Here is a 13,331-nt window from a genome sequence, read left to right on the forward strand (position 1 = left end):
TCAACGGCGGAGTGGCGATGGGTCCGATCCCTGCCTCGTTCGAGGCGGATATCACCTCACCGGCTGGATAGGGCCGAAGATGGGCGGTACAATCGCTTTCGGCGACGCAAAAGCGCCGCAGCAGCCGCCAGGACGACGAGGGCCACCGCGGAAATCGCTGCCCCTAATCGGAAAGACGTCGGCTTGTAGGAGAACTCGACGATGCTCTTGCCCGCAGGCACGATGACGCCTCTAAACAAATAGTCTGCTTGCAGCACAGACGTTTGCTTGCCGTCGACGGTAGCGCGCCAGCCCGGATAGTTCGTGTCGTTGAGCATAAGCACACCCGGCGCGCTAGTCTCCGCCTCGATCACCACGCGCTGGGAATCGTAGGATGCGATCCGCGCCTTTGCGACCCGGCCTTCGCGGGCCTCGGTTAGCGGACGAACCCTTGCTAAATCCTCGTCCGAAAGTGACTCCGCGGATAAGAGGACCGTTGCGTTGGGGCGAAAAGACGGCTCCTTAAGCCGCTTCAACACGAGGTCATCCGGTAGCACCTCGGCCGCACCAAACAGCGAGGCTCGCGGCAGTACCTGGTCGTTTTCATAAATGCGGACTTCGCTCTCATACACCTGTTTGAAAACGAACGCGGACCCATCCGCTTCCGCGCCTGGGGCCGGGACAAAGTGCAGTCGTGTCCATCCCGCCCAGTCATAGGCGTTGCTTCCGCTCGGGCCCGGATCCGTGGAAAACAGAAGCTCGACATGCTTTCCAGCATATGGCGTCAAGTCCACCTGGAATTGTCGTCCGGCCCGGTCCGCGGGAATATCTTTAGGATTAAGCAAGGTGGAAAACAGCGTCTCGGTATGTCCGCCGGTCCTGACCTCGAGCAGAAAACCTACGCCATCACTCTTGTCATGAGCCTCCGGCTTAATGACCGCCACTCCTTCGAACATCGACCGCTTGGGATCGATGATTGTCTTATAAGAAATTCGGCTGGAAGGGGCATGCTGGAACACGCCCATAGGGGACTGGCCCGGCCCCACTCCGAACGTGCCCATGCCAAATCCCCAAACGTTGTCATCGCGATGTTGAGCAACGATTTCGTCCCGCACCTCGGAAGAGTCACCGTATTCGCTCCCGCTTATCAAATACTTCACCGAAGAGAGCGCCAGAAACCGCTTCTCGATTTCACTATCGAAGGCGTAGGCATAGTTTGCTTCCGCTCCTGTGAAACGATCTGCCAAATCTCCACTCATGCGTCCTTCATCACCCGGTTTGAGCAAGAAATTACGTATGAACGTCATGTATCGCTTGTAAAACATGCCGTCGAGAGTTCGCACATCCGCCAGTCCAAACACGCCTGACCAATTGGGATAAAGGAATCCCTCCCGACCAAATACCCGATCGTGCTCGGTGTTTCGTGTCCTAAGGAAGTCCAGGTAAGGAGCCCCGGCAAAAGGCGACATATTCACGGAGGGCAACGCGCTGAATAGATAAAAGCTGGGCACGACAAAGTTGAACGACAGTTCGATGGAAAGCAAACCGATTAACGCCCAGGATATCCGTTTGGATCGCTGCAGCGGGGACAACAGCAGCATAACCGCCGCCAGCACTACAAGCACCCCCGCCAGCACGTTCAGGTAGTAGACTGCCGCGTGTTGCTTAAGCTCCAACACCGACGGGAGGGACCAGCCCGCCAACGCGAACATCACGATCAGCACTATAACCGTGGTAGCGAATATAATGAAATAGCGGAACTTCGTCCCTCCTTCAACGAACACGGAAAATCCAATACCCGCCAACATGGCGACGCAGAATGCCATCAGCGGCTCTAAATATTTCGGGTATACGATCAGGTCCGCCAGCGGAAGACTTCCTATCCAATTGATGGCTGGATGACCGAACCGCTTAAGCAGCATGAGAGCCAAAAAGATTGAGAAAAATAACGTTAAAGATTTCAGTGTATTGAAATGCGAACTCTGCGAGGAGAGAAACAAGCTGAACAGAGCCAGTATCGCGAAAAGACATTGCACGACACCCCAGTAGCCGGTGACCCCCGTCCAGCCGGTACCCAGGATGGAATTTCCGACCGGGCCGAAGATCAAAGGAAGCAGATAGGTGATGGATGCGCGCCCGTTCTCGAAGAAATCTAACCCACGCGCATGCCCGCCCAAATTAGCAGCTTGATGAGTGTCGTGTGCGAGACGCATAAACTCAAAGAAGGGAAGCAGAAGAAAAGCGGCCAGGGCGAAACCGAGTACCAACCCCGCGGCTGCCATTCCGAGGTGAACGAAGACTCGCTGCCGGAATTCCGCAACACCCGCGAGCCTGAAGAGGAAATAGCAACATCCAAATGACACTGTTAAGAACATGGACTCCGGCATACCGCCGATCGCGCTCAGTAGCACCATGGCCGCAATTCCGGCTACGGCGGCCAACGAGTTTTTGCGGAGCAATAACTCGAACGTCAGACACAGTCCGGGAAGCAGCACCTCGACGCTCAGATGCGGCATATCCATGTAGAGCGTGAAGTAGCCGGAAAGCATAAAAGCGATCGCGGCGAAGAGCGAAGGGCGGAAGCCGAGGAACAACGACGCGAAGAAGAAAGTCAGCGAGCCGCCTACAAGCAGCCGGCCGACAACCAGAAAGTCGTATGTCCATGCCGTGGGGTGAATGCAGATGAGGAAACTCAACGGGTAAAACGGCTGTGCAAGCATGGCGCCCGCTAAGGGAGTTCCATAGGCGCTGTACGGATTCCACAGCGGAAGGTTGTGCTCTTTTTCAAACTGATCGCATACGATTTTCAACCAGGGTTCCGATTGCCACGCAGGCGCGCCGGCGTCCGATGTCCGACTGATGCCCCCCGCCGGCCGGTCCTGCTGGTAAGCTCCGGACTGCATTATGGAAGGTGCGTCACGCGCGCTCATCAGCAGCGTCTTGCCACCCCATAGCGCGGGAAAAAAAACGACATTCAGGATCAGAGCCAGGATCAGAGATGCTCGAATTCCTTCGGTCCTTATCAGCGCGTTCCAGAACATTCTGAGCTGTTTCATCCGCTAAACTGAGGGTAATTGCTTGAGACTGGAACGCCCGCTCTGCGGTCGCGGCGCCCGGCAGCCCTTATTTCCGTGAAATACCAGAACTTCGGCGCGCCCGTTATGCAGTCCGGATTGTTGGAATACAATCCGGAAAAAGTGTGTGTTGGAGGGTTTTTCCGCGCGCGGGCAATCCAGTCACGTCTCGCGACGGCGGATCCTTTCGTGACGGCGAGCGGAGGCTCTTCGTGCATGCGCGCCGGGCGAGACGAATAAGGCAGCTTGAGCACTGGGGGAATGATGCTCTAAAAGCGGGAAGAAAGCGCAATATCGGCGCTCAGGTCTGTGGCTCAAATACTGCATAGCGAAAATTCATCATGTCAATTTGGCGAGACGACGGGCCGGTCAGGCGGTTAGCCAGGAAATTGCCGCCATGGGCCAAACGGCTGGCCAGGAGGGTTCTTGGCGTTGCCGACCGGATCTCAAGACGGTTCTCCACCCCGAAAGCTGACGGCCTCGCCTTTCCGAAGGCGGAGATAAAACCCGGCCGCGAAACCATCCTCTTGATCGTTCACGAAGCCACGCGAACCGGCGCGCCCATATTGGCCTGGAATCTGGCGCGCGATTTCCGCGCGCATTACGACGTCGTCGTGCTGTTGAAACGCGGCGGCCCGCTGCGCTCCGCATTCGAGACGATCGCCTCCGCCGTCGTATGTCTGGCCGACGATTTTCCGATGAAGCCCCGCGAGATCGAGGCGCTGGCGCGTCAGATCTACGATAATTATGCTCCCAAATATGCGATAGCCAATACCGTCGAGAGCAGATTTATCGTTGCCGAACTGGAAGCGCTGAGCATTCCCGTGGTGGCGCTGGTGCACGAATTTTCCAGCGCCTACAGGCCGGTCGGCATGCTCCATGGACTTTTCAAGATGGCCTCGACCATTGTTTTTTCCGCGCGGATCGTCGCCGATGCGGCAGCCGCCGATTACAAGATCTTGCAGGCGCGGGATTTCAAGATCCTGCCGCAGGGACCGTCGAAACTTCCCTTTGCCGCTGCCGAACGGCACGAAACTTCGGCTCTGGTTGCGGCAACGCCGGCGCGGAAAAACTCCGACCGGGAATTCTGCGTGATCGGCATCGGAACCGTGACGATGCGGAAGGGAGTGGACCTTTTCATCGCCGCGGCCGCCGCGGTCAAGCACATGCTGCCGGACCGCCGCGTTCGCTTTGCCTGGGTCGGCGCGCATTATTCGTTTGATCAGCCATACTTCGATGCGTTGAAGCAGCAGCTCGACGAAAGCGGATTGAACGGCGACGTCGAGCTGCTCGGCGAGCTTGACGATCTTGGTCCGGCCTATGATCGCGCCGATGTCTTCTTCTTGTCGTCGCGACTGGATCCGTTGCCGAACGTCGCCATCGATTCGGCCTTGCGGGGAATCCCGGTGGTTTGCTTCGATCAAACCACCGGGTTCGCCGAGCTTCTTTCGAACCGCGATGAAACCCGCGACCTCGTCGTTCCTCACCTCGACACGAACGCCGCCGCCAAGGTGATCTGCAGCCTCGTCACCGACCCCGCGAAGCTGCGCAGGGCCTCGATGGCCGTCGCCGAGATCGCCCGCCGGAACTTCAACATGGAAACCTATGTGAAGGCGCTCGACGAACTGGGGACCAGCGCCCGTCGGTCGCTGGCGCAACTCAGGGAAGACCAAAATACCGTTCTGCAAAACGGAGCCTTCAACCCGGACCTCCATTTTGGTTACGACTCGGATTCATGGAGCGCCGAGGCAGGGGTTTGGAAATACCTCGCCGACGCCAGGCTGGCTGCGCCGTGGAAACAGGTGCTCGCCGGCACGTTCATGCGAAGGCCGTTGGAAGGATTCAACCCGCTCATCTATGCGTGCGAGAATCCGGCGTTCGATCCGCAACGACCGGAAAACCCGCTCGCCCATTTCGCGCGCAACGGACGTCCGTCCGGGCGATGGACGCACCGGGTCATAACCCCGACCGCGGACGACATCGTTCCGACCAGGCCCGGCCGGATTGCCGTGCACGGCCATTTTCATTATCCCGATTTGCTGCCTGATTTTATCCGCCGCTTGAACCAGAACAGACACGCCTTCGATCTGTTCTTGACGACGACGACGCAAGCGAAGGCCGACGAGATCGCAGACATCGTCGCAAAATCCGCAACGCGACATGTCGAGATCGCGGTCGGAAGCAATCGCGGCCGCGATCTCGCGCCCTTTCTTCAGGGATTGCGGGACGGCCTTTATTCGGCCTACGACGTTGTCGGCCACTTTCATGGCAAACGCAGCCTGCATGTTGAAAGCACCACCGGGGATCGCTGGCGTAACTTCGCGTGGGAACACCTGATCGGCGGACAGTTCGCGATGGCCGACACGATATTGCGCGTGTTCGCTGAAGATCCGCATGTCGGGCTGGTATTTGCCGAGGATCCGAATCTGAACGGCTGGGACGAGAACCTTGAGATCGCCGAACATCTCGCCGCGCGGATGCAGCTCCCGCAGCCCCTTCCGCTGCATTTCGACTTCCCGGTCGGCACGATGTTCTGGGCGCGGCCGGCCGCCTTGAAACCGTTGATCCGGCTCGATCTGCGCGACGCCGATTTTCCGATGGAGCCGTTGCCGATCGACGGCACATTGCTGCATGCGCTCGAACGAATCATTCCATTCGCGGCTGCCAAAGCGGGATTCGAATATGCGACCACGTATGTGCGAAGCTCGCGGCGATAGCACGTCGATAACCCGACGCTGAATTAAAACGATTACCCGCGATCGAGATGATCGGCTGGGCCAATGTCGTGGCGCCACTTGGTTGCACGGGGTTCGTGTTTTCCGGGAACTCGACGTTGTACAGCGACCAAATCGCGCAATGAAAATTCATTGACCCGTCAGAAGCGGATCAGTAAAGTTGCATTCAGCTTATTTTTCGGACGTTTTTACCTACTTCTAGTTGCATGATTGCTGAAATAACCCCGATACCGTCCGGAAAAACTGCTGAAACGCACCTGACATCATCCAGAAATGTTCGCAGCGTATGCAGATGATGTGAACTTAACATTGGGAGGTTTTTAAGATGAGAAAGATTGCACTATCGATTGCTGCGCTAGGGCTGGCGTTCGCGCCGCTGCTTTTCGCAGCCCCTGCCCATGCGCAGGCCACCCGCACCTGGGTTTCGGGCGTGGGCGACGACGCCAACCCGTGCAGCCGCACGGCGCCCTGCAAGACCTATGCAGGCGCGATTTCCAAGACCGCCGTCAACGGCGAAATCAACTGCCTCGATCCCGGCGGCTTCGGCACCCTGACCATCACCAAGTCGATCAGCGTGGTCTGCGACTATACCGAGGGCGGCGTGCTTTCCGCTGGCGTCAACGGCTTCATCGTCAGCGCCCCGGCCGGCAGCATCGTCACGCTGAAGGGCCAGGACATTGAATGCATCGGCACCGGCCTCAACGGCATCGAGATGATCAATGTCGGCGTCGTGCTTCACATCCACAAGACGCAGATCCGCAACTGCCGTGCCAGCGGCGGCAGCAACGGCAACGGCATCCTCGTCGCTAACAGCTCTGGGCTGGCGCAGGTATTGGTAGCCGACAGTTATATTACGGACAATGGCGGCACGATCAGCAATGCCGGCCTTCTCATTAAGCCGACCGGCGGAGCAGGCGCCAACGTGTCTGTGAACCGGGTTCAGTTCGAAGCTAACACAAATGGTATCTTCATGGACGGGTCGGGCGGCGGCGGCACGGCCAACCTGAACGTAAAGGACAGCGTTATGAGTGCCAGCTCTAATAGCGGTGTTGGACTCTCCAGTTCGGGCGGAGCGAACTCGGCAGTGGTTACGGGCAGCACTATGAGTTTCAATCTCAACTCGGGCGCTGCCGCCGCCGGTGCTCAAGCATCGTTGCGGCTCGGCTCCAATACGATTTCCAACAACGGTACCGGAGTAAGCAACGTCGGTGCAACGGTGCAGTCCTTCAAGAACAATCAGATCGTCGGCAACGGCACCGATGGCACGCCGCTCGCTCCTGTGAATTCGGGTGGGCTTATTCTAAACTAATTCCTCTTTAAAAGCTGGAAGATGAACTCCGGACGCTACAGCGTCCGGAGTTTTTGTTCGAATCGACTGCGTGTCAGACAATGGGATATACATAATGAAGCAGCTTGGCCGACCGCGGTGTATCACGTTCGATGCTTTCAGCGTTTTCCGCTAAAAATCGAACGAGGCGGTCGATTGGAACATGGCGAAGGTCGTTTCGGCGGTGCCAGTTGTGGCTGAAAACTTCTAGAATACTGGGAGCTTCCGCCAACATCTCCGCGAGCGTCGTCGTCTCCGATCTTGATTCGCACGGTACCGACATGAATTGAGAGTTGGTCGGAAACGGGCATGCTTTATCATCCTTTGCTTCCGCATGCCGTTCGAATAATTCAACAAGAAGCTCGATTTTATCGACGGCATCAATCCGCATGATATACGATGCTCCCCACCATGCTTCGCTGCGCTTCGGTCAAATCCTGTCTTTTTACGACGTAACTGTCGAGCACGAGCCAATCTAAGCCTGAGTTAAGAAAAGACCGGATCGCATCGACAGGCGAGCAAACAATCGGTTCGCCCCGCACATTGAATGACGTGTTTAGAAGCAGCGGACATCCTGTCAGTTGAAAGAAACGAGTCAGGATTCGATGAAGTCTTGGATTTTGTTCCGGATGTGCGGATTGCAACCGCGCACTGTAATCGCAATGCGTGATGGCCGGGAATTGCGATCTCACCGCCTTTGCCAGATCGACCGGCGAGTCCAAACCTTGAGAGCGCAACTCGGCAATCGTAGGACCACCGCGGAGGTTCTCCCTCACTTCGGAGACGAACAACATGTAGGGACTGTCGATTGGCGGATCGAATATCTCGGCGGCCTTTTCGGCAAGAACGACGGGCGCGAAGGGACGCCATCCTTCCCGGCCTTTTATTTGCTGGTTGACACGGCTAAAAATCGTCGGTGGCCTCGGGTCGGCGAGGATTGATCTGTTGCCAAGCGCACGCGGCCCGAATTCCATTCGTCCATGAAAATGGCCGATCACCAGACCGCCGGCCAGCGCCTCAGCAACGCGGGCGGTCAGCTCTTCTTCTTCACCGATCAGCTCATATGCAACGCCGTGCGCCTCCAGCGCCGAACGTGTTTCATCGCTGGTGTACTCGGGTCCGAGAAAAGCCCCCATCATCCCGTCGGAGGTCTTGTCAACCGGGGCCGCCTTCGTGCTGTTCGTGCGTCCGAGCTTGATCGCCGTGGTCAAGGCACAACCCAAGGCGCCGCCGGCATCACCCGCCGCAGGCTGTATCCAAATCCGGCTGATCGCAGGAACCTGCCTGGCGATGTGACTGTTTGCCACACAGTTCAGCGCAACGCCCCCCGCGAGGCAGAGATCGTTTGCTCCCGTCAACTTTTGCGCAAGCGCAGCCAAACCAGTCATGGCTTCGTTGAGGACCACTTGAATCGAAGCCGCGACGTTCATATGGTGTGAGGAAATGACGCCGGAAGGGCTGCGCGGCTGCTGTCCAAAGAGCTCCGAAAACAACGGACTGATGGACGTCCTCTCGGTCGCAAAGCGAAAATATTTCATGTCGAGCGCGAACGATCCGTCATCTTTGACATCGATGAGATTTTCTCGGATCAGATCGCGAAAGACCGGTTTTCCGAACGGCGCCAGACCCATCAGCTTGTATTCGCCGGAATTGACCTTGAAGCCCAGGTATTGGGTAAAGGCGCTATACAACAGGCCCAAGGAATGCGGGAACGCGATCTCCCGGACGGGCTCGATCGAGTCGTTTTCACCATGCCAGATGGAAGTCGTGGCTCTTTCTCCGACTCCGTCCACAACGAGAATCGCCGCCCGCGGAAATGGCGAAGGATAGAAGGCCGATGCAGCGTGGGATCGATGATGATCCACGAAATGGATATTGTCATCTCCAGTCTGAAACGCGCGCAGCAAGGCCGGCAATTCGCAGTTAAGTGCCCTCAATGTTCTCAGCGTATCCGGCCAGATAGCGCCGCCTCGCGGGTAAGCGTCCATCGCATTGGAGATAATGCGGTCCACCTTGAACATAGGATTTTCGTAATAAGCGATCGCCGCAACAGGCGTACCCTGAGGGACTAAGCCCAGACAATAGTTGACCGCGGCATGCGGGAACCGCCAATCGCCCTTGCGGCGGGTGAATCTCTCCTCCTGCGCGGCCGCAACGATTTCCCGGCCTCTGACCAGCGCCGCGGCAGAATCGTGGAACAAGGCCGAGATACCAAGCACGTAAGGCGGCATCATCGTAACCCGGAAACGAGTGATGAAACATGCGGAAAAAGCCTTTCCGCAAAGATTTCGTTTGCCCGCACATTGGGATGAATATCGTGCGGGATAAAAGTGTGTTCCCCATCGTAAGGCGTGGAGATGTCCAGCGCCGATGGAATCGCCTCGTGCAAGATCGCGGAAAACGGATCGTCCACACTGTCGAGCAGTGCAATCAGTATCGGAATATCGTGCGTGCGAGCTACGTCCTGTATCTCTTGCAACACGGCAATCGTGAGACGATCGAGAGTGAACTCGTCCGGAAATATGAAGTCGAAGTTTTCCCGAAGCAGGCTTGGCTGCCAGATCGGAATAAATTCGATCCAGACCTTTCCCGATCGATCGATACGTGCGCGCGGCATTTGCTCGACGCCAATTTCGTACCATTGCATTAGTAAATGGCGGCGCATCCAGACTGGGTGGGCATAGTTCCGATAACGATGATCGCTGATCACGCAAAAAACCGCTGCATCGATATATTGGTTTTTTATGTCATTGCGAAATTGAAGATAGTTTTGCGTAGTTCCATACCCGCCGGCACCGCGGTTCAGCATCATGGCGTCAGGGAGCCTGGACTGCAGCAACGAAACGAAGGTTTCTTCGTCACGCAATGCGGTGCCATAGGTAAATGAGCAACCATAGAAAGCGATTCTGGAAGATGCCGCAGCAGGAGCGCCAGCCACTCGCCGCCAACCGTCCGCGCCAATGCTTTCGAAAACGCCCTCTCGAAACGAAACTTCACGTTCCTGATTCGGTGACATCGACCAGCCCAGCAAAGGATGCGGCCGGAAGATATCGAGATATCCGACACTCCGTTTTACCGCCATACTATGCACCAATACCCGGTCAATTTTCGTCCCCAACAGCCTAAATCCGAAGTCGACTCTACTATTCTGAGCCGAGAAATCCTCGCGGATTCGATGTCATTAAGAGCCGCTGATCGCGGGCGTCAATCCTGAATTCATTAATTTGAGAGAGAAACCTGTCGATCGGCTCGTCAGCCCTGGTACCGTGAAAAACAATACAATGGCCTACCTGCAATACTGTTCGAGACGACGATCCTCTAGAGGATGCACGTGGATGCAAGGCCCGGCTAGGATTTTTCCGTGAAAGCCTCTAAAGGCTGATACGGCTTACGAGGCAATTAATGGTCATCATCGGCGTCACGCACCCGATCTCGCACAACACTGCCGCCTGCTTGCTCGTCGATGGCAAGCTGGTCGCGTTTGCGGAGGAGGAACGATTCACGCGGCTGAAACATGCGCCGCGGGTTCATCCCTACAGGGCGGTTGAATTCTGCCTTCGATACGCGGGGCTGACCGCTGCGGACGTAAACGCGACGGCCGTCGGGTTTGAACGGCCAAACGCAGGAGACCTGACGACGGAGGCGATCGCGCAATACCTTGCAGACGGGTTACCGGCCACCGCCCTCCACATCCCCGCCGTGCATTTGAGCACGGAGACAGATCTGGTTCGGTATGGCGAACTGTATCACTACGATCACCATCTCGCTCATGCCGCGAGCGCCTTTACGCCATCGGGGTTTGACGAAGCCAACGTGATTTCACTAGATGGCTGGGGCGGCCGCTTGAGCGGTCTTCTCGGATATCAGCGTCGGGGCCACCCGCTTCAGGTGATCGGCGAGATAAGCCCCCAAAATAGCTGGGGCGAACTGTACGGGCTGGTCACCCAGCAGCTCGGCTTCCGCTTTCACTCCGGCGAAGGAAAGACCATGGGTTTGGCCTCCTACGGAACCCCGGATGGCCAGTTGCTTCCGGATTGGTGCGACGATGCTTTCGGATTGCCGGATGTGGGCCGTTATCGGGCGTTTCTGCAGGGGAACACGCCGCGCGATCCGCGTGAACCTCTCACCAAACGCCACCAGAATCTGGCCTCCACCCTGCAGCACTATTACGAACGCTCGCTGTTGAGAATGGCGCGACATCTGGCCGCCCGCACGTCCAGCCGGAATTTCGTTCTCGCCGGCGGCGTCGCGCTCAACTGCACGGGCAATGGAAAATTGGCGGCGCAGGAATTCGTGGACCGTATCTTCATTCAGCCTGCCAGCCACGATGCCGGGACGGCTCTAGGAGCAGCTATTCTGGCGCATGAGCAGCTTACCGGCAGTCCATGTACGATCGATTTCGATCATGCCTATTGGGGGCCGAAGTACACGGATGACGACATCCGAGATTTGCTGCGCGCCGCGCAGATAAATTATCGCGACGTCGATTCCGTCGAGGCTGCGGCTTCCGCGATCCTGGACAATAAGGCCATCGGCTGGTTCCAGGGTCGCGCCGAGGCCGGGCCGCGTGCGCTTGGCGCCCGGAGCATCCTGGCAAACCCTGCCGACTACAAGAACCTCGATCGGGTCAATCGTATCAAGCGGCGAGAGTCCTGGCGGCCGCTGGCTCCCTCGGTGCTGGAGGAGCGCTTTTTCGACGTTTTCGACATGCGCGTATTGTCACCATACATGCTGATGGCGGGAGCAGTCCGACCGGAGTGGGTCGCCCGGCTACCCGCCGTCGTGCATGTCGATGGCTCCGCCCGCCCGCAAGCCGTCAGCCGCCAGACGAACCCGCTGTACCATCGGCTTCTGACGACACTGGATGCTCGTGCCGGGATTCCCGTCGTTCTGAACACCAGCTTTAACCTGGACGACGAACCTTTGGTCAATTCTCCCGAGCACGCCTTGGCCAGTTTTTTCAGGAGCGGCCTCGATGCCCTGGTTATCGGAAATTTCATGGTTGAAAAGGCATTGTGTACATGACGGCTCGCCATCCGCCGAACTTGCGTCCCGTGCGGTGATCCTCGGCAATCAGCCGGCCTGCACCGAACCATCGCCATGGGGCACGATATACGGCTTGCGCAGGGCCAGGAACGGCGCTTCGATCAGCACATAGCTCAGCGAGGCGATAGATATCGTGATCGGCGCCGCCAGCACGAGCGTGGTGATAAGCGCGTCATAATAGGGGTTTCCGCTGATCCGAGTAAACCATTGGTATTTGACGATCAGCATCGAAACGATGAAATGGACCAGGTAAATCGAGTAACTGATCTCACCGACCCTGGTCGCCATTTTGGCGATCATCGCAGGAATCAGCCGACCGGCGGCCAGGTAGGTCACGATGAAAAACGCCCAGAAAGCGGCTTCGATCGGGGGCCAAAAAATCTTCCAATTCGCGGTTACAATCCAACCGCCCGACCGGTGATACAGGAACATGGCAATGACGACGAGAGACGTCGAAACCAATACCCACCAGGGCTTGAGCGCGCTACGCAGGTCGTGCAGGACATAGATTCTTGCCGCGATAATCCCCAACACAAACTGATCGATACGGCCGGCCACCGTCCAGTAAGACAGGTCTCGTGCATTGGCGCCGTCCAATACCAGCAAGGCCCGAAAAATAAGCGCCAGCAGCATGACGCCCAAAAGAAATATGTTGCCTCTCGTATCCGAAAACATAATCAGGAATGGAAAGACGAGGTAACACTGGAATTCGACGGATACTGCCCAGAACATACTTGTCAAATTGCTTGCCGGTCCTCCTGGAAAATTACTGAATTGCAACAACGTTTGCACTATGCTTGAGAAATTAAACCCGTCCCGATTGGCGCACACCGCAAAGGCGAGAAAAAAAACGTATAGCGGATACAACCGTAAAATTCTCGACAACAGAAATTTTCCGTAATCAATCTTGCGGCCGACACATCCCATGGTCAGGATAAAACCGGACAGCACGATGAAAAGGCCGACACCGCTGTGGCCTTCATATACAAATGCCATGATTGGATTAATGGTTTGAAGTCTGTAGGCCGGAGCATAAAGAACTCCGAACAGCATTTGTTGCGAGAATAAGTTCAGTCCGTGATAAAACAGTACAAGCAGCGCGGCATAACCTCTGATCTGATCGATCTCCGGAATATAGCCACGATTGACGCTGGTTGTCATCGAACCGCC

The 13,331-nt window shown here is 56.9% G+C and carries 8 protein-coding genes; 3 read left to right on the forward strand and 5 right to left on the reverse strand.

The genetic code is table 11. The features are described 5' to 3' along the window. Positions 1–56 precede the first annotated feature (56 nt). Positions 57–3,035, reverse strand: coding sequence for a YfhO family protein (locus ACFE72_RS14735; RefSeq protein WP_375413848.1), 2,979 nt, complete (start codon positions 3,033–3,035; stop codon positions 57–59). 359 nt (positions 3,036–3,394) lie between these two features. On the opposite strand from ACFE72_RS14735, the gene ACFE72_RS14740 reads away from it, so the two are divergent. Both ACFE72_RS14740 and ACFE72_RS14745 read left to right on the forward strand, forming a co-directional pair. Further along, positions 3,395–5,770, forward strand: coding sequence for a rhamnan synthesis F family protein (locus ACFE72_RS14740; protein ID WP_375413849.1), 2,376 nt, complete (start codon positions 3,395–3,397; stop codon positions 5,768–5,770). A gap of 343 nt (positions 5,771–6,113) precedes the next feature. Next, entirely contained in the window at positions 6,114–7,097 is a 984-nt protein-coding gene (locus ACFE72_RS14745; RefSeq protein ID WP_375413850.1) for a right-handed parallel beta-helix repeat-containing protein, read from the forward strand. 73 nt (positions 7,098–7,170) lie between these two features. On the opposite strand, the gene ACFE72_RS14750 is transcribed toward ACFE72_RS14745, so the two are convergent. From ACFE72_RS14750 to ACFE72_RS14760, 3 genes are read right to left on the reverse strand one after another with little or no spacing between them, the layout of a single operon-like run. Continuing rightward, on the reverse strand, positions 7,171–7,506 hold the full coding sequence (locus tag ACFE72_RS14750; RefSeq protein WP_375413851.1) for a hypothetical protein: 336 nt from the start codon (positions 7,504–7,506) through the stop codon (positions 7,171–7,173). Next, a complete protein-coding gene (locus ACFE72_RS14755) occupies positions 7,496–9,346 on the reverse strand; it encodes a carbamoyltransferase (protein ID WP_375413852.1) in 1,851 nt (616 codons plus the stop codon). Before ACFE72_RS14755 ends, ACFE72_RS14750 begins: the two co-directional genes overlap by 11 nt. After that, entirely contained in the window at positions 9,346–10,233 is an 888-nt protein-coding gene (locus ACFE72_RS14760; RefSeq protein WP_375413853.1) for an SGNH/GDSL hydrolase family protein, read from the reverse strand. Before ACFE72_RS14760 ends, ACFE72_RS14755 begins: the two co-directional genes overlap by 1 nt. A gap of 284 nt (positions 10,234–10,517) precedes the next feature. Here ACFE72_RS14760 and ACFE72_RS14765 point away from each other — a divergent pair, with 284 nt between their 5' ends. Then, positions 10,518–12,140 (forward strand): carbamoyltransferase, encoded by a 1,623-nt coding sequence (locus ACFE72_RS14765; RefSeq protein WP_375413854.1) that lies wholly within the window; start codon positions 10,518–10,520, stop codon positions 12,138–12,140. 48 nt (positions 12,141–12,188) lie between these two features. On the opposite strand, the gene ACFE72_RS14770 is transcribed toward ACFE72_RS14765, so the two are convergent. Continuing rightward, positions 12,189–13,322 carry an acyltransferase family protein gene (locus tag ACFE72_RS14770; protein WP_375413855.1) on the reverse strand — a complete coding sequence of 378 codons (1,134 nt, stop codon included), beginning with the start codon at positions 13,320–13,322 and terminating at the stop codon, positions 12,189–12,191. Between the last annotated feature and the right edge of the window lie 9 nt (positions 13,323–13,331).

The sequence above is a fragment of the uncultured Bradyrhizobium sp. genome (assembly GCF_964252615.1).
Taxonomy (GTDB): Bacteria; Pseudomonadota; Alphaproteobacteria; order Rhizobiales; family Xanthobacteraceae; genus Bradyrhizobium.